The organism is Phenylobacterium composti DSM 19425 (assembly GCF_059568645.1).
On record NZ_JCANTT010000013.1, the window covers coordinates 189,484 to 205,959 of the forward strand.

20 protein-coding genes are annotated in these 16,476 nt (G+C 71.2%); 8 read left to right on the plus strand and 12 right to left on the minus strand.

What is annotated here, in order from left to right; translation table 11 throughout:
• Window positions 1-17 precede the first annotated feature (17 nt).
• Window positions 18-281 carry a flagellar biosynthesis protein FliQ gene (fliQ, locus tag BO64_RS07215; RefSeq protein WP_496402607.1) on the minus strand — a complete coding sequence of 88 codons (264 nt, stop codon included), beginning with the start codon at window positions 279-281 and terminating at the stop codon, window positions 18-20.
• Between the two features lie 223 nt (window positions 282-504).
• Between fliQ and BO64_RS07220 the strand changes: the two genes are divergently transcribed.
• Window positions 505-1,005, plus strand: coding sequence for a superoxide dismutase family protein (locus tag BO64_RS07220; protein WP_496402608.1), 501 nt, complete (start codon window positions 505-507; stop codon window positions 1,003-1,005).
• A gap of 68 nt (window positions 1,006-1,073) precedes the next feature.
• Here BO64_RS07220 and fliE read toward each other — a convergent pair whose 3' ends face one another.
• Genes fliE through flgB form a run of 3 tightly spaced genes read right to left on the minus strand, consistent with a single transcriptional unit; the run spans window position 1,074 to window position 2,257 of the window.
• Complete coding sequence (gene fliE / locus BO64_RS07225) at window positions 1,074-1,391, minus strand: flagellar hook-basal body complex protein FliE (protein WP_496402609.1); 318 nt, start codon at window positions 1,389-1,391, stop codon at window positions 1,074-1,076.
• A 12-nt stretch (window positions 1,392-1,403) separates the two neighbouring features.
• Window positions 1,404-1,823, minus strand: a complete 420-nt coding sequence (gene flgC, locus BO64_RS07230; RefSeq protein ID WP_496402610.1) for a flagellar basal body rod protein FlgC — start codon at window positions 1,821-1,823, stop codon at window positions 1,404-1,406.
• 14 nt (window positions 1,824-1,837) lie between these two features.
• Window positions 1,838-2,257 (minus strand): flagellar basal body rod protein FlgB, encoded by a 420-nt coding sequence (flgB, locus tag BO64_RS07235; protein WP_496402890.1) that lies wholly within the window; start codon window positions 2,255-2,257, stop codon window positions 1,838-1,840.
• A gap of 86 nt (window positions 2,258-2,343) precedes the next feature.
• Here flgB and BO64_RS07240 point away from each other — a divergent pair, with 86 nt between their 5' ends.
• Window positions 2,344-2,622 carry a flagellar biosynthetic protein FliO gene (locus BO64_RS07240; protein ID WP_496402611.1) on the plus strand — a complete coding sequence of 93 codons (279 nt, stop codon included), beginning with the start codon at window positions 2,344-2,346 and terminating at the stop codon, window positions 2,620-2,622.
• Window positions 2,622-3,422, plus strand: a complete 801-nt coding sequence (fliP, locus tag BO64_RS07245; protein ID WP_496402612.1) for a flagellar type III secretion system pore protein FliP — start codon at window positions 2,622-2,624, stop codon at window positions 3,420-3,422. Before BO64_RS07240 ends, fliP begins: the two co-directional genes overlap by 1 nt.
• A 9-nt stretch (window positions 3,423-3,431) precedes the next feature.
• Here the strand turns inward: fliP and BO64_RS07250 are convergent, their stop codons facing one another.
• Genes BO64_RS07250 through BO64_RS07270 form a run of 5 tightly spaced genes read right to left on the minus strand, consistent with a single transcriptional unit; the run spans window position 3,432 to window position 9,392 of the window.
• On the minus strand, window positions 3,432-6,356 hold the full coding sequence (locus BO64_RS07250; protein WP_496402613.1) for a tetratricopeptide repeat protein: 2,925 nt from the start codon (window positions 6,354-6,356) through the stop codon (window positions 3,432-3,434).
• 5 nt (window positions 6,357-6,361) lie between these two features.
• Complete coding sequence (locus BO64_RS07255; RefSeq protein ID WP_496402891.1) at window positions 6,362-7,165, minus strand: MotE family protein; 804 nt, start codon at window positions 7,163-7,165, stop codon at window positions 6,362-6,364.
• A 5-nt stretch (window positions 7,166-7,170) separates the two neighbouring features.
• The gene (locus BO64_RS07260; RefSeq protein WP_496402614.1) at window positions 7,171-7,686 is read right to left on the minus strand and encodes a DUF6468 domain-containing protein; all 516 of its coding nucleotides are present in this window, start codon (window positions 7,684-7,686) and stop codon (window positions 7,171-7,173) included.
• Entirely contained in the window at window positions 7,683-8,762 is a 1,080-nt protein-coding gene (gene fliM / locus BO64_RS07265) for a flagellar motor switch protein FliM (protein ID WP_496402615.1), read from the minus strand. The genes BO64_RS07260 and fliM overlap by 4 nt, the downstream gene beginning before the upstream one ends.
• A 30-nt stretch (window positions 8,763-8,792) precedes the next feature.
• Window positions 8,793-9,392, minus strand: coding sequence for a flagellar basal body-associated FliL family protein (locus tag BO64_RS07270; RefSeq protein WP_496402616.1), 600 nt, complete (start codon window positions 9,390-9,392; stop codon window positions 8,793-8,795).
• Window positions 9,393-9,610: 218 nt separating this feature from the next.
• On the opposite strand from BO64_RS07270, the gene flgF reads away from it, so the two are divergent.
• The 5 genes from flgF (at window position 9,611) to BO64_RS07295 (ending at window position 13,180) form a co-directional block, all read left to right on the plus strand.
• Window positions 9,611-10,348 carry a flagellar basal-body rod protein FlgF gene (gene flgF / locus BO64_RS07275; RefSeq protein ID WP_496402617.1) on the plus strand — a complete coding sequence of 246 codons (738 nt, stop codon included), beginning with the start codon at window positions 9,611-9,613 and terminating at the stop codon, window positions 10,346-10,348.
• A 14-nt stretch (window positions 10,349-10,362) separates the two neighbouring features.
• Window positions 10,363-11,151, plus strand: coding sequence for a flagellar basal-body rod protein FlgG (gene flgG / locus BO64_RS07280; protein ID WP_496402618.1), 789 nt, complete (start codon window positions 10,363-10,365; stop codon window positions 11,149-11,151).
• Window positions 11,151-11,888 (plus strand): flagellar basal body P-ring formation chaperone FlgA, encoded by a 738-nt coding sequence (gene flgA / locus BO64_RS07285; protein WP_496402619.1) that lies wholly within the window; start codon window positions 11,151-11,153, stop codon window positions 11,886-11,888. The genes flgG and flgA overlap by 1 nt, the downstream gene beginning before the upstream one ends.
• 11 nt (window positions 11,889-11,899) lie before the next feature.
• The gene (gene flgH, locus BO64_RS07290; protein ID WP_496402620.1) at window positions 11,900-12,640 is read left to right on the plus strand and encodes a flagellar basal body L-ring protein FlgH; all 741 of its coding nucleotides are present in this window, start codon (window positions 11,900-11,902) and stop codon (window positions 12,638-12,640) included.
• 66 nt (window positions 12,641-12,706) lie between these two features.
• A complete protein-coding gene (locus BO64_RS07295; protein WP_496402621.1) occupies window positions 12,707-13,180 on the plus strand; it encodes a hypothetical protein in 474 nt (157 codons plus the stop codon).
• Between the two features lie 116 nt (window positions 13,181-13,296).
• On the opposite strand, the gene dxs is transcribed toward BO64_RS07295, so the two are convergent.
• Genes dxs through BO64_RS07310 form a run of 3 tightly spaced genes read right to left on the minus strand, consistent with a single transcriptional unit; the run spans window position 13,297 to window position 16,360 of the window.
• On the minus strand, window positions 13,297-15,213 hold the full coding sequence (gene dxs / locus BO64_RS07300; RefSeq protein WP_496402622.1) for a 1-deoxy-D-xylulose-5-phosphate synthase: 1,917 nt from the start codon (window positions 15,211-15,213) through the stop codon (window positions 13,297-13,299).
• Window positions 15,214-15,239: 26 nt separating this feature from the next.
• Window positions 15,240-16,121, minus strand: a complete 882-nt coding sequence (locus BO64_RS07305; protein ID WP_496402892.1) for a polyprenyl synthetase family protein — start codon at window positions 16,119-16,121, stop codon at window positions 15,240-15,242.
• Window positions 16,118-16,360, minus strand: a complete 243-nt coding sequence (locus tag BO64_RS07310; RefSeq protein WP_496402623.1) for an exodeoxyribonuclease VII small subunit — start codon at window positions 16,358-16,360, stop codon at window positions 16,118-16,120. Before BO64_RS07310 ends, BO64_RS07305 begins: the two co-directional genes overlap by 4 nt.
• Window positions 16,361-16,476: the final 116 nt, after the last annotated feature.

The window sequence follows — 16,476 nt, forward strand, 5'->3', positions numbered from 1 at the left end:
GGGCGACGCGCCCCGCCTCACATGGCGGCGATGCGGGCGGCGATGTGGCGCATGAAGCCGCTCATCAGAGCCCCCATCAGCGGCAGGAAGATCAGCAGCGAGATGAAGATCGCCACGATCTTGGGCGCATAGACCAGGGTGGCCTCCTGGATCTGGGTGAGGGCCTGCAGGAGGCCGATGCCGACGCCGACCACGAGACCGACGATGAGGATCGGGGCCGAGAGCTGGATGGTGAGCCAGATGGCTTCGCGTCCGACGTCCAGAACCTCGGCGCCGTTCATGGGATCCCCTGCCAAATACGCTGGAAAGCCGCGGAGAATCCGCTGCCGGCAGGTTCGGCGGCTATGGTTAACGAAGCGCTACCAGTGGGCAGGAATTGCCTAGTCCCCGGAGGGCGGCGGGGGCGCGCCGGACAGGCCCGCGGCCGACGCATCGCGGTTCGCCATTCACCGGATGGGCGCTGGCGCGTTAAGAGGGACGTTCCCGTTCCATCAGGAGTGCTCCATGTCCCGAATGCTCGCCGTCCTCGCCGCCGCCGCGGTCGCCGCCTCCGGCGCAGCCCAGGCCGAGACCCTGACCGCCGACCTGAAGAACGGCGAAGGCCAGACCATCGGCACGGTCACCCTGACCGAGGCCCCCAAGGGCGTGCTGATGCGGGTCGAGGCCAAGGGCCTGACGCCCGGCTGGCACGGCCTGCACTTTCACGAGAAGGCCGACTGCTCGAAGGCCGACTTCACCAGCGCCGGCGCCCACACCCGCCACGGCGACGCCAAGGCCGTCCACGGCCTGCTGAACCCCGAGGCCAATGAGACGGGCGACCTGCCCAACATCCACGCCGGCGCCGACGGCTCGGCGGCGGCCGAGGTCTTCACCGCCCTGACCACCCTGGCGGCCCTGCGCGACGCGGACGGCTCGGCGGTGCTGGTCCACGCCAACGCCGACGACCACAAGACCCAGCCCATCGGCGGGGCCGGGGCGCGGGTGGCCTGCGCGGTGGTGAAGTAGGCGGCGGTCTCAGAGGGGGTGGATGGCCCCCTCACCCGCTTCGCGGGAGCTCCCCCAGAGGGGGCGCATCAGATCGGCATGCGCATGATTTCCTGATAGGCGCTGATCACCTGGTCGCGGACGGCCATGACCGTCTCCAGGCTGGCCTCGGCGGCGGAGATGGCGGTGACCACGTCGATCAGTTCGGCCTTGCCCTGGACCTGGGCGGCGATCTGGGTCTCGGCGTGGCGGGACGCCGCGACGGTGTCGCTCATGGTCGCCTTGAGGATGTCGGCGAAGCCGGGGCCGGCGGCCGGCGCGGCGCCGCTGCTTTCCGAACCCGGATCGATCGAGACGCCCTTCTGGGCGGCGGCGTAGGCCTTTGCGGCGGCAAGGGCGGTGATCACGGCTTAATGTCCCTACTTCTTCAGCAGGTCGAGGGTGCGCGTCTCCATGGCGCGCGCGGTCTCGATGACGTTGAGGTTGGCCTCGTAGGCGCGCTGGGCCTCGCGCATGTCCATCGCCTCGACCAGCGAATTGACGTTGGGCAGCTTCACATAGCCCTGGGCGTCGGCCGACGGGTGGCCGGGGTTGTATTCGGTGCGGAACTCGCTGCGGTCGGGCTCGACCCGGGCCATCTTGACGCCCTGGCCGCCCTGGGCGGTGCGGGCGGGCTCGAACACCGGGGCCTGCCGGCGGTAGGGGTCGCCGCCCGGCGTGCGCGAGGTGGAATTCGCATTGGCCAGGTTCTCGGCGATGATCCGCATCCGCGCCTGCTGGGCCCGCAGGGCGGAGGCGGCGATCGCCTGGGCCACGCCCGCCGTCGACCGTTCAGCCATCGCTCAAGCTCTCCTCAGCCCCGCCCTGGCGCGCGCGCGGCCAGGCGGATCATGGACATGGACTTCTGGTAGAAGCCGATGGCGGCGTCGTAGCTCATGCGCGCCTCGGACATCTTCAGCATCTCCTCCTCCAGCACCACGGCGTTGCCGTTGAGCGTGGTCTCGGAGTCGGGGGACTTGACCACCTTCACCCCGGCGGCGGCGGCGCGCTGCTGGGACGCGGGCAGCATGTGGCCCGCCTGGGTGGCGGCCATCACCGTCGGGCGGGCGGCGGACTGGGCCTGGAGCTGGGCCTGGAAGGGCTTGAGGTCCTGGGCCACGTAGCCCGGGGTGTCGGCGTTGGCCACGTTCTGGGCGATCACCCGCTGGCGCTCCGACAGATAGCCGAGCCGGTCGCGCAGCATCGCAAAGAGCGGAATCTCGGCCAGGTTCATGGGCAAGAGGGTGAATAAACAGGGTTAATCGGCTCTTAAGAGACTCAGGGCCGGATGGGCGGCACAGGACCTCCGCAGAAGCGCCCATGGATTTCGTCGACCTGCTGCGAGCCGTATTTGCGCTCGCCCTCACCCTCGGACTGGTCGGCCTGGGGGCGATCGCCCTGCGGCGCTACGGCCCCGACGCCCTCGCCCGCTTCGGCCAGGCCCAGCGCAAGGAGCGCCGCCTGAAGGTGGTCGAGACCCTGGTCCTCGACCCCGCCCGCCGGCTGCTGATCGTGGAGTGCGACGGCGAGGAGCGCCTGCTGCTCCTGGGCGAGGGCCGGATGCTGGGCGAGATTCGCCCCAAGACGGACGCCCGCTGATGTTCCTCCGCGACCTCGTGAGCGCCCTGCGCGCCCTGCCGGCCGAGGATTGGCGCAAGGCGGCGCTGATCTCGGCCATCACCACCTGCGCCGCCCTGGTGTTCCCGGCCGCGGCGGCCGCCCAGGCGATCAATGTCGACCTCGGCACCGGCGCGGGCCTCACCGAGCGGGTGGTGCAACTGGTCGGCCTGCTGACCGTCCTGTCGCTGGCGCCGTCGATCGTCATCATGACCACCTCGTTCGTGCGGATCGTTGTGGTGCTGTCCCTGCTGCGCACGGCGCTCGGCCTGCAGCAGAGCCCGCCCAATGCGGTGATCATCTCGCTGTCGCTGTTCCTGACGGCCATCGTCATGGGGCCGACCTTCGAGCGCAGCTATCAGGAGGGGGTGAAGCCGCTCCTCGACCAGCAGATGGAGCTGCCGGCCGCCTTCGACGCGGCGGGCGCGCCGGTGAAGACCTTCATGCTGAGCCAGGTGGACGAGGAGGACCTCGGCCTGTTCATCCGCCTCTCGCGGATTCCCAAGCCGGCCAACGCCGAGGCCGTGCCGCTGCGGGTGGTGACCCCGGCGTTCATGATCTCGGAGCTGAAGCGCGCCTTCGAGATCGGTTTCCTGCTGTTCGTGCCCTTCCTGGTGATCGACCTGGTGGTGGCTAGCGTGCTGATGAGCATGGGCATGATGATGCTGCCGCCGGCGGTGGTCAGCCTGCCGTTCAAGCTGATCTTCTTCGTCCTGGTGGACGGTTGGCGGCTGGTCTGCGGCAGCCTGGTGGAAAGCTTCCAGCGCGGCGCGGGCGGATAGCCCGGTCAATCAGTTGCTGGCGGCGCGGGTGGAGGCCGGCGCCTTGCCGGCGGGAGCCTTGCCGCCGGACGCCGGGCTGGTCGGCGACGGGCGGGTCCTGAAGCGCTCCTTCATGCGGGCGACCCAGCCGGCGAAGGCTTCGTTGTCGGCCGTGACCCGGCCGAAGTCGCCGACGCTGAGCCGGCCCGACGGGACGCCCGACAGGGCGATGCGCAGGGCCTCGGGATTGGCCGCCTTGTCGTAGAAGTGGGCGTACTGCCGCTCCAGCCGCCGAAGGGCGGCCTCGTCGCCGGCCAGGCTGTAGGCGACGCCGGCGCGGAGCAGGCGGCCCTCCTCCTCGGCGGTGAGCGCCTCGGGGTTCTTCCAGCGATCGCCCAGGGCCTTCTCGAACAGGGGGCCGGCGGCGGCCCAGTTCTTCTGCTTCCAGGTGATCTCGGCCCGGAGTTCCTGGGCCTCCCTGGAGGCGTCGCGCTCGATGATCTCCAGGGCGCTGTCGAAGCGGCCCACGGCGGCCCAGGCGCGGGCCTCGATGAGGCGGCGCTCGTTGTTGAGGGCGGTGGGCAGGACGGTGGTCCGCGAGGCGTTGATCGCCTGAATGGCGGCCTCGGGCTTGCGGTCCATCAGATAGATCAGGGCGAGGTCGGTGGAGACCTGGGCCTTGGCCACGCCCTCCAGGCGGTTGTCGGCCTGGTACTTCAGGAGTTCGGCGGCCTGGGGCAGGAGGTCGACGTCGACCAGCCGCCGGACGAGGCGGCGCACCATCAGATCGCCGTCGGCGCCGATGGGCGTGAGTTCCTTGAAGTCGTAGAACAGGGCAAGCGCCTGGACCGGCTCCAGCCCGTCGGCCATGCCGTCGAGGAACAGGGCCCGGAAGGCGGCCGACAGGTCGGCCTGGAGCTGAAGGGCCTCGGGCAGGTCGGGCAGGCGCCCGCCGGCGGTGCGCAGGGCCTCCAGCGCCTCGCGGTAGCGGCCCTGCCCCAGATAGAGGTTGCCGAGGGCGCGGATCGTCTCGAGCTCGGTGGCGTCGCCGCGCCAGCGGTAGCGCAGGTTGTCGAAGACCGTGGCCGCCTGCAGGGGCGTGAGCTTGCCGGTCTCCAGCTTGATCTGAGTGGCCCGCAGCAGGGCCGGAGCGGCGATGGAGTCCCGCGGGGCCTTGGCGATGGCGGTGTAGATCCGCAGGGCCCGGTCCTTGTGGCCCTGAAGTTCGAGGATGCGGGCCTGGACGAGTCGGCTCTGCAGCTCCTCCGCCGCGCCGGCCTTTTCCTGGAGGGCGAGACGGATGCGGGCCTCGGCGCCTACCAGGTCGCCCTGGTAGAGCGAGGCCTGGGCCTCCGCCCGGGCGAAGCGCGCCTTCCAGACCGGCGAGAACAGGGCGAAGGACTCGGCGCCCTTGGTGAACTGGGCCCGGGCCTCGGGCCAGTGGGCGAGCTGGGTGGAGACGTAGGAGCGCCACATGGCGCTGGACGGGTCGTCCGCCAGGGCCGGCGACGACAGATCGGCCTCGGCCTCCTTGTAGCGCCGGGCCAGCACCCGGGCGACGCCGCGCAGGCCGCGGAACTCGGGATCGTCCAGCATCTCCGGATGCTCGCGGGCCAGGGCGTTGAGCACGCCGATGGCCTCGAACGACAGCTCCGAACCGACCAGGAAGCGGGCCAGGGCCATGCGCGCGGCCACCGGCGCCTGGCGGTCCTTGTTGGCCCCCTCGGCGGCGGCGGCGGCCATGAGGGCGTTGTAGCGGGCGAGGAAGCCGCCGGGGCCGGTCTGAGCCCAGTCCTCGGAGATCAGGGCGGGCATGACCGCCGGGCGCGGCGCGCCGAGCTCGGCCTGTTCGCGCTCGCGAGTGGCCCAGGCGGGCGAGAGCGTCAGGCCGCCGGGACGGCCGATGCGGACGATGTCGCCCTCGCGGCGAACCTCGAGGTCGTCGACGAAGCTTTCCAGCGCCAGGCCCTGGATCGAGGGCAGCAGGGCCATCTGGACATAGTCGCGGCGGCTGGGAACGCCCTTGGGCGGGCCGAGGGCGGTGACCACGGTGACGACGTCGCCCACCACCGGGTCGGCGAAGCGGACGACGCGGGTGGCGCCGGCCACCGGCGCCTTGATGACCGGCGGCCCGCCGGCGGCGTCACGCCCCAGGCGCACGATGCCCGGCTGGGACTGACCGCCGGGGCCGAAGGCGATGGTCCAGGTGTTGCCGACGGCGGTGGTGAAGATCGGGGTGTCGGCCGGGGTCTCGATGCGCAGGGCCGCGTGGTCGCGCCCCTGGAACGCCTGGATGGGGCCGAGCTGCTTCAGGCCCTTGGGGGCGGCCGAGACGTCCAGCCTGGCCGGGGCGTCGAACACCACCCACGCCGCCCCGCCGCGGCGGAAGACGGCGGCGCCGGCGGGATTGGCCCAGTCGAAGGAAAGCTGCGCCTGGCCGCCGGCCAGGTTGACGGCCATCTTGACCACACCGCCGGGCGGCAGCGGATTGGGCCGCGGCGGCTCGGGCTCGGCCTGGGCGAGTTCGGCGGCCGGCGCCTCGGGCGCAGGCGGCTTCTCGAAGACATTGACGTAGGCGGCGCCGTCGGCCGAGCCCACCCGGGCGTCGGCGTCGTCGGCGAGGGTGATGCGCAGCTGCAGCCGGCCGCCGACGCGGCGCTTCTCGGCGGTCTTGATCCAGCGCGGCGGCGAGGTGCGCAGGCGCGAGATGTCGGGGTCGGCGTCGCGGCCGAAGGTGAGCACCAGCACCTGGCCCTCCCGGGCCGAGGAGACCGGGGCGGCCTTGCCCTTCCAGTGGAACTCCAGGCGGGAGAAGGTCTCGGCCTGGGCCACCCGCACGTCCAGCGGCCCCTTGGCCAGCGCCTCGGCCGTCGGCGCGGCGACGCCGGCCGGCGCCGCCACGGAGGCGATGCAGGCGGCGGCGACGCCGGAACGCAGGGCTTGGCGCAGGCGCATCGGAGCTATTCGGCCTTGGCCGGCGGGGCGGCCTTGCGGGGCGGCGCCTGGCGGCGCGGCTGGGCCTTCGCCGCCGGGGGCGCGGCGGTATTCTCGGCCACCTGCTGGGCGCGGAGAGCGGCGGCCTGCGCGTCGGTGAAGCGGCGGGCGAGGCCTTCCGTCAGCTTCTTGGCCTCGGCCGCGGGCATGGCGGCGACAATGGCCGAGAGCGAGCGCTCCTTCATGCGGGCGGCGATGGTCAGGCGCACGCCGTCGTCGAGGGCGGCGAGACGCGGGGCGGCGTCCTTGGCCTTCATGCCCTCGAACACCTTCACCAGGCGGTCGATCTCCTCCTGCTCCTTGGCGTCGGCCTGGGACAACAGGACCTGCACCTCGCCCTTTAGGCCGTCGAGGGCCTTGAGCTTGGCGTCCAGCTTGGCCTCGGCGGCGGCCAGGAGGGCGAGCTGGGTGTTGAGGTCGTTCTCGCGGGCGTCGAGCTGGCCACGGCGCTCGCCCAGGCTCTGCAGGACCTGGAGCTCGGCGGGAGACAGGCCTGCGGCCTTGGCCAGTTCGGCGGCGGTGGGGGCGCAGACCGCCTTGGGCTGGAGGGTCGGCGGCGGCAGGCCGGCCAGGGCGGCGTCCTTGGCCTCGCCAGTGGGGGCCTTCTCGTCCTTGGCCTTGGCCTCGGCCTTGGGCTCGCCCTTCACGGCCTCCTCGGCGAACGCCCGGGCGCCGGAGAGCAGCTCGGGCAGGTCGCGGGCGCCCGCCAGGGCGTTGATGGCCAGGACGCCGCCGGCGGCGACGCCCACCAGCGGCAGGATGCGGGGCATGGATTTCACCGGCGGCCTCCGAAGGCGTCCAGGGTCAGGGGCTCGTCCACGAAGAGGTCGGCGTCGGGATCGAGGGCGGCGGGCCGGCGGGCCGGACGTGGGGCGGCCTTGGGCGGCTCACGGCCCGGCCGCTCGGGCTTGGCGCGGGCCTCGCGGGCGGCGGCCAGGAGGGCGCCCAGGCGGCGCTCGTCCTCACGCTCGGAGTCGCGGCCGGCGTCGGGGACGGTGCGGACGTGGTCCGGCGCCTGGCCGATCAGCCGCTCCAGCCTGGCGGCCAGGGCCCGGCCCTTCTCGATGCGGTCGGACAGGGCGTCGGTGGCCTCGTCGGTGGCGGCGCGCAAGTCGGCCAGCCCCTGCTCGGCGCGCTGGGCCGCGGCGTTCAGCTCGGCCACGGCGACGGCGAAGCCCTCCTGACTCTCACGCAGGGCCTTCAGGCGGCGGTTGAGCCGCAGCCCCAGGGCCAGAGCCGCCAGCAGCAGGCCGGCGAGGACCAGGTTCATGATCAGGCCGATGGCGCTCATGGCATCCTCGCAACGGCTTGGCGGGCGTTCGGATTGAGAGGCGCCTCGACCCGGACGGCGATGTGATGGTTGCGCCGGCCCATGCGGCCGCGGGTGAGCGGGATCTGGCCGGCCCGCAGCTCGATCAGGCTGTCGGGCGTGGCGTTGAGCATCAGGGTGTCGCCGACCTTCAGGTCGAGCACGCGCTGGAGGCTGACCTGCTGCTCGTCGAGGACTGCGCGGACCTCCAGGTTGGTGGTCCAGAGTTCGGTGGCCAGGTGGCTTTCCCAGATGTTGTCGCGGCCGAACTTCTCACCCATGAACTGCTGCAGCAGCATCTTCCGGATGGGTTCGAGGGTGGCGTAGGGCAGCAGCAGCTCGATGCGGCCGCCGCGGTCCTCCATGTCGATCCGCAGCTTCACCAGGATGGCGGCGTTGGCCGGCCGGGCGATGGCGGCGAAGCGGGGATTGGTCTCCAGGCGATCGAGGGTGAAGGTGACGGGCGTCAGCGGCTCGAAGGCCTCGCGGGCGTCGGCCAGGACCACCTCGACCATCCGCTGCACCAGGACCCGCTCGATGGTGGTGTAGGGACGGCCCTCGATGCGCATGGCCGCGGTGCCGCGCCGGCCGCCGAGCAGCACGTCGACGATCGAGTAGATCAGGTTCGAGTCGACTGTCAGCAGGCCGTAGTTGTTCAGCTCCTCGGCCCGGAACACCGACAGGATGGCCGGCAGCGGGATCGAGTTCAGATAGTCACCGAAGCGGATCGAGCTAATGTTGTCGAGGCTGACCTCGACGTTGTCGGAGGTGAAGTTGCGCAGGGAGGTGGTCATCAGCCGCACGAGGCGGTCGAAGACGATCTCCAGCATCGGCAGGCGCTCGTAGGAGACGAGCGCGGAATTGATGATGGCGCGGATGCCGGTCCGCTCGGACACCTCGTCGTCGGAGAGATCGAAGCCCAGCAGGCTGTCGATCTCGTCCTGATTGAGGATGCGCTCCGAGCCGATCAGAGCCTCGGACGTGGTCTTGGGCGCGGACCAGCCGGGCTCGCCGCCGGGCGTCTCGATGTTCGGGGGAAGGTCTGCGTCTTCGCTCATGACTTGCGCGCACCAGCCGGGGCCAAGGCCCTAGTTGATGAGCATCTCCTCGATCAGGACGGCGTTGGCCTTGGACGGGGCGATCACCAGGTTCACCCGGCGCAGGATCTCGGTGCGGAGCTGATAGCTGCCCTGGCTGCCGGCCAGGTCCTCGGGGCGCAGCTCGCGCAGGAAACTCTGGAACATGTCCTGGAGCCGGGGCAGGCTCGGATCGAGGACCTCGACCGCCTCGTGGTCGGGCAGCTCCAGGGTGAGCTTGAGCTTCAGGAAGGTGGGCCGCCCCTCGGCGGTCTGCATGTTCACCACCACGTCGGGCAGGGTGTAGAAGACCACCCCGTCGGGCCCCTCGCGGACCTGGGCGCCTTCGCCCTCCTTGCCCTTGCCCTTCTCTTCCTTGCCCTTCTTCTCCTTGGCCTTCCTGGCCTTGCCCTCGGCCTGGGCGGCCGGGTCGGCCTTGCCCCCCAGGAACATGAAGGCGGCGGTCCCGCCCCCGCCCAGCACCAGCACGGCGGCCACGCCGGCGATGATCAGGACCTTGAGCGGCAGCTTCTTCCGGGCGGACGCGGCGCCGTCCTCGCCCTCGCCGGGCGCCTCGGCGTCGGAGGCTTCCTTGACCTTGTCCTTGGCCACGCGCGCGTTCCTTAGAATCTATGGCGTCCACGCGTAGGCGCGTTTGGTTAAGAACCGGTTTTTAACGGACATTAACGGCGGCCAAGCCTGCCCGGCACTTTTCGCCGATGGGTGCCCGTTAACTTTATTATCCCTTGAATTTTCTTGACCTTTTCGGTTGGCCCGATCCTTGCAGAGAGGTCGGCCAGTCACTGGTTTCGCCAAGGCCGCCCGTTAAGATGGACAACGCCGCCTACATCGGACTGTCGCGCCAGATGGTGCTCCGTCGCGAGATGGACATCATCGCGAACAACATCGCCAACCTCGACACCACCGGCTTCAAGGTGGAGTCGCTGATGCACAAGACCGACGCCCAGGCGCCGGCGATGACGCTGGGCGGGCCCAAGCCGGTGAAGTTCGTCACGGCCGACGGGGTGGCCCGCGACTTCGGACAGGGCGGCCTGCGCCAGACCGGCGGGCCGCTGGACCTGGCTATCGAGGGCCAGGGCTTCTTCCGCGTCATGGCCGACGACGGGGAGCGTTACACCCGCGACGGCCGCTTCCGCACCGACGACCTTGGCCGACTGGTGACCCAGCAGGGCCATCCGGTGATGGACGAAGGCGGCGGCGAGATCATGGTCGATCCCGAGCGCGGCCCCCTGTCCATCGCCCGCGACGGCACGGTGAGCCAAGGCGACGAGCGGATCGGCAAGATCGGCCTCTTCACCTTCGAGAGCCTCGCCGCCCTCGAGAAGACCGGCGACAACCAGTACCGCAACACCTCCAACCTCCAGCCGCAGCCGGCGGAGGGCGCAGTCCTGCGCCAGGGGATGCTCGAAGGCTCCAACGTCCAGGCGATCCTGGAGATCACCCGGATGATCGAGGTGAGCCGCGCCTACGAGACCACCGCCAAGATGATCGATTCCGAAGCCGACCTCTCGCGCCGCTCCGTCGAGCGCCTGGGCCGGGTCCAGTAAGGGGATAGCGACCGATGCAAGCGCTCCGCACCGCGGCTACCGGCATGGCCGCGCAGCAGCTCAACGTCGAGGTCATCTCGAACAACATCGCCAACATGAACACGGTGGCGTTCAAGCGTCAGCGCGCCGAGTTCCAGGACCTGCTCTACCAGACCTTCGAGGCCGCTGGGGTGCAGTCCTCGGACCAGGGCACCATCGTGCCGACGGGGGTGCAGGTGGGCGCGGGCGTGAAGGCCGGCAGCGTCTACCGGATCGAGACCCAGGGCGTCCTCACCCGCACCGACAACATGCTGGACATCGCCATCAACGGCCGCGGCTACCTGCAGGTGCTGCTGCCCTCGGGCGAGACGGCCTACACCCGGGCCGGCAATCTGGCGGTGAACGACCAGGGCCAGCTGGTCACCCAGGACGGCTACCAGATCCAGCCGGGCATCACGATCCCGCAGGACGCGGTGGACGTGTCCATCTCCAAGAGCGGCCAGGTGCAGGTCACCCAGGCGGGCCAGACGGAGCCGCAGGTGGTGGGCCAGCTCGAGCTCGCCACCTTCCTCAACGAGGGCGGCCTGCAGGCCCAGGGCTCGAACCTGTTCCTCGAGACCGCCGCCTCGGGCGCGCCCACCGTCGGCGTGCCGGGCGAGAACGGCGTCGGCCAGCTGATCCAGAAGTACACCGAAGCCTCGAACGTGGACGCGGTGGCCGAGATCACCGCCCTGATCGTCGCCCAACGGGCCTATGAGATGAACTCGAAGGTCATCTCCACCGCCGACAACATGCTGGCCACGGCCAATCAGGTGAAGGCGTGATGAGGGCCCTGGCCATCGCCGCCACGCTGGCGCTGAGCGCGGGCCCCGCCCTCGCCGGTACGCCGGTGACCCTGAAGGCCGAGATCGTCGACGCCGACGGGGTCGTCACCCTGGGCGATCTGTTCGACGGCGCCGGGGCGGCCGCCAAGGTTCCCGTGGCCGCCCGCACGGGCCAGACGCTGCTGCTGAACGCCGTGGCTGTGCAGACCGCCGCCCGCCGGGCCGGGCTCGACTGGGCCAACGCCCAGGGCCTGCGCCAGATCGTAGTGCGGGGCGGGGCGGCCGGCGGCGCCGTCGCCCAGCGGGGCAATGTCGAGGTCCTGACCTGGGCCCGCAACATCATGGCCGGCGAGACCATCCAGCCCACCGACCTCGTCTGGGGCAAGGCGGCCCTCGCCCCCGCCGACGCGCCGAACGACCCCGAGGCGGTGATCGGCCTGGCGGCCAAGCGGCCCCTGCGCATGGGCGCGGCGGTGGCCGGCCGCGACGTGGCCGCCGCGGAGGTGGTGAAGGCCGGAGAGATCATCACCCTCTCCTACGAGGCTGACGGCGTCTCGCTGGCGCTGCAGGCCAAGGCCGTCACCGGCGGCGGGGTGGGCGAGCTGATCAACGTCCAGAACGTCTCGTCCAGGAAGGTCGTCCAGGCGGTGGTCACCGGCCCCGGCCAGGCCGCCGTCGGCCCCGTCGCCGACCAGCTCAAGCTCCTCAACCGCTCCACCCGCGTCGCGCTCCGCTGAAGGAAGCCCCCATGCGTCTCCGCCCCCTCGCCTTCGCCGCTCTCCTGGCTCCCCTCGCCGCCTGCTCAACCGTGAGCGAAGCCGTGCGCGGCCCCGAACTGGCCCCGGTGGGCTATCCGGCCGCCCTGGTGCCGCGCGAACAGCAGGTGCTGCCCCTGGCGGGCGCCCGCGAGCCGCTGCCGACCCCGGCCAGCGCCAACTCCCTGTGGCGGGCGGGGGCGCGCACCTTCTTCGCCGACCAGCGGGCCGCCCGAGTGGGCGACATCCTGACGGTGCAGATCGACATCGACGACAGCGCCAAGACCATCAACTCCACCACCACCTCGCGCAGCTCGGGAGCCAGTGCGGGCATCCCGCACCTGCTGGGCCTGGAGAGCAGCCTGGGCCGCATGCTGCCCGGCGAGTACGACCCGGCCAACGCCATCTCCACCAACTCCAAGTTCGCCAACGCGGGCTCAGGGGCGGTGAACCGGGCCGAGAAGATCAGCCTGACCATCGCCGCGGTGGTCACCGGCGTGCTGCCCAACGGCAACATGACCATCCAGGGCACCCAGGAGGTGCGCACCAACACCGACATCCGCCAGCTGACCGTGGCCGGCATCGTGCGCCCCGAAGACATCAGCGCCGCCAACACCATCCGCCACACCCAGATCGCCGAGGCGCGCATCAGCTACGGCGGCCGCGGCGACATCAGCCGCGTGCAGAAGACCCCGGCCGGCCAGTCCCTGCTGGAGCGCTTCAGCCCGTTCTAGATCGAAGACCGCCGTTGCGCGGGATCAATGCGGCGGCGCCGGCGTTAACCTCTCAGAGGGAGCGTCATGCGCCGCCGTAGTCTTTTCAGCCTGTTTTCCGCCGTCGCCGTGGCGGCTTGCGCGCATCCCATGACGCCCACGGCGCCCGGGCCGGAGATGAGCTGGTCGCTCACCGAGGCCGAGGGCGAGGGCGCCAAGCTCGCCTATGGCGAACCCCAGACCGACAATGTGCTGCTGATGCTCTCGTGCGAGCCCCGTTCGGGCGAGGTGTGGGTGTCGATGACCGCCCCCGAGGGCACGGGCGCCAAGGCCGTTCGGTTGAGCTCGGGCGGTCGTTCCACCCGGCTCCCGGGCGAGAGCGCGCCCAGCGGCTTCGGCGACGGCCTGCTGGTGGAGGCTCCGGCGCGGGCCGACGATCCGGTGCTGACCCGCTTCGCCGAGGGCGGCGAACTGGCGGTGGCCGTAGGCGCCCGCCGCGCCACCCTGCCCGCCGATCCGGACAAGAGCCGCCGCTTCGTGGAGAGCTGTCGAGGGGCTTGATCCTCCCCCGGGGGAGGTGGTCCGAAGGGCAGGCGGTCAGCCGCGGCGCTGATCGCCCTGCGCGATACCCCTCAGTCGCTTCGCGACAGCTCCCCCGAGGAGGAGCATCCGGCGCGCTAGGCCCGGCGGCCGGCGGCGGAAGCGTTGTCGACGCCGAGGGCCGAGAGGGCGGCGCGGACGATGCCGTCGGCGTCGAGACCGGCCTGGGCGTACATGGCCTCGGGCTTGTCCTGGTCCTGGAAGATGTCGGGCAGGGTCAGGGTGCGGACCCGCAGGCCGCGGTCCAGGACGCCGTGCTCGGCCAGGGCGTGGAGCACGAAGGCCCCGAAGCCGCCCATGGCGCCCTCCTCCACCGTGATCAGGCACTCGTGCTCGCGGGCCAGCCGCAGCAGGAGGTCGACATCGAGGGGCTTGGCGAAGCGGGCGTCGGCGACAGTGGCCGACAGGCCCCGGGCGGCCAGGAGGTCGGCGGCGCGGAGGCTTTCGGCCAGGCGCGTGCCGAGGGACAGGATGGCCACGGCCGAGCCTTCGCGGACGATGCGGCCCTTGCCGATCTCCAGCGGGTCGGCCTGGGCCGGGATCTCGACGCCGACGCCCTCGCCGCGCGGATAGCGGAAGGCGGACGGGCGGTCGTCGATGGCGACGGCGGTGGCCACGGCGCGGGCCAGCTCGGCCTCGTCGGATGGCGCCATCAGCACCATGCCCGGAAGCTGGCCGAGGAAGCCCACGTCAAAGGAGCCCGCGTGGGTGGGGCCGTCGGCGCCCACGAGGCCGGCGCGGTCGATGGCGAAGCGGACCGGCAAGCCCTGGATGGCCACGTCATGGACCACCTGGTCGTAGCCGCGCTGCAGGAAGGTTGAATAGATGGCGCAGAACGGCTTCATGCCATCGGCGGCGAGGCCGGCGGCGAAGGTCACCGCATGCTGCTCGGCGATACCCACGTCGAAGGTGCGGGCCGGGAACTTCTCGCCGAACAGGTCAAGGCCGGTGCCCGAGGGCATGGCGGCGGTGATAGCCACGATCCGCTCGTCGCGCTCAGCGTGCTTGATCAGCTCCTGGGCGAAGACCTTGGTGTAGCTGGGCGCCCGCGCCTGAGACTTGGCCTGGGCGCCGGTGACCACGTCGAACTTGACCACGCCGTGGTACTTGTCGGCGGCCTTCTCGGCCGGGGCGTAGCCCTTGCCCTTCTGGGTGACGACATGGACCAGGACGGGCTTGTCGTCGATCTTGCGGGCGTTCTGCAGGACGTGGACCAGGGCGTCCATGTCGTGGCCATCGATGGGGCCGACATAGTAGAAGCCCAGCTCCTCGAAGAAGGTGCCGCCGGTGACCATGCCGCGGGCGAATTCCTCGGCCTTGCGGGCGGCCTCCTGGATCGGGCGCGGGAAGGCCTTGGCCACCGCCTTGCCCACATTGCGCAGCGACTGATAGCCGCCCCCGGACACCAGCCGGGCCATGTAGGCGCTCATCCCGCCCACCGGGGGCGCGATGGACATGTCGTTGTCGTTGAGGATGACGGTGAGCTGCCTGGTGGTGTCGTAGGCGTTGTTCATGGCCTCGTAGGCCATGCCGGCGCTCATGGAGCCGTCGCCGATGACGGCCACCACCTTGTTGTCCCGGCCGGCGGCGTCGCGGGCCGCGCAGAAGCCGAGGGCCGCCGAGATCGAGGTGGAGGCGTGAGCCGCGCCGAACGGGTCGTATTCGCTCTCGGCGCGCTTGGTGAAGCCCGACAGGCCCCCGCCCTGGCGCAGGGTGCGGATGCGGTCGCGGCGGCCGGTGAGAATCTTGTGCGGATAGGCCTGGTGGCCGACGTCCCAGATCAGGATGTCCTTGGGCGTCTCATAGACGTGGTGCAGGGCCACGGTGAGCTCGACCACGCCGAGGCCGGCGCCGAGGTGGCCCCCGGTCTGGGAGACCGCGTCGATGGTTTCCGCGCGCACTTCGTCCGCGAGCTGGCGCAGCTGCGCGATGGTGAAGCCGCGCATGTCGGCGGGCGTGCGGACGGTGTCGAGAAGCGGCGTTGCAGGCGGCATGGGGAACGCAGGCACGTTTTTCCGGGCTATTGCCGGCGCTCTAACACGAAATCGACGCTGGCCCGCAGGAAATCGGCCCGCGCGCCAAAAGGATCCAGGTGGGATTTGGTCTGCTTCTCGAGCAGGCCGAGCCGTTCGCGGGCCGCCTCCACCCCCAGCAGGGTGACGAAGTTGGCCTTGCCCTTCTCGGCGTCCTTGCGAGCCGCCTTGCCCATGGCGCCCTCGTCGCCCTCGGCGTCCAGCAGGTCGTCGACGATCTGGTAGGCGAGGCCGAGGTCGTTGGCGAAGGCCATCAGGGCGTGGCGCTCGGCGTCCTTGGCCCGGGCAAGCACCAGCGGCAGCTCGAAGGCGCAGGCGATGAGGGCGCCGGTCTTCAGCCGCTGCATGCGGGCGACGCCGCCGAGGTCGCCACGGACGCCCAGGATGTCGATCATCTGCCCCCCGGCCATGCCCCGGGCCCCGGCAGCCTGGGCCAGGCGCGCCACCAGCTCGGCCCGGATGGCGCCGTCGGGGTGGGTGTCGGGATGGGCGAGGATCTCGAAGGCGGCGGTCTGCAGCGCATCGCCGGCGAGGACGGCGGTGGCCTCGTCATAGGCCTTGTGCACCGTCGGCTGGCCGCGGCGCATGTCGTCGTCGTCCATACACGGCAGGTCGTCGTGGACGAGGCTGTAGGCGTGGATGCACTCCAGGGCGCAGGCCGAGCGCAGAACGGGGCGCTCGTCCAGGTCGAACATCCGGCCGGTCTCGAGGGCGAAGAAGGTGCGCAGGCGCTTGCCCGGCCCGAGGGCGGCATAGCGCATGGCCTCGGTCAGGCGGCTTTCCGGCCCTTCGGCGCGAGGCAACAGCTCGTCGAGCGCCACCGTCACCAGGTCGGCGGCCTCGGCGACACGGCGGGCGAGGTCCATCAGCCGAACTCGGCGGGCTCGGCCGAAGGCTGACCGCCGGCGCCCATGACGATCTTCTCCACGCGCAGGCGGGCCGATTCCAGGCGAGCCTCGCAGTGGGCCTTCAGGGCCGCGCCCCGCTCGTACATGCGGATCGAATCCTCAAGCGGGGCCTGGCCGGATTCGAGGCGCGCGACGATCTGTTCCAGCTCGGCCAGGGCCTGCTCGAAGGTCATGGCGGCGATGTCGGCGGACTCGGACATGGATTCCTCTTTACGCAGGCGTGGTCGAACCTAGAACTGGCGCCATCCGCGGTCCACCGTGCTCGCCGGGGACCTCAGGCGGCCTGTCACGATCCTGCAATGAAGGGCGGATAGCC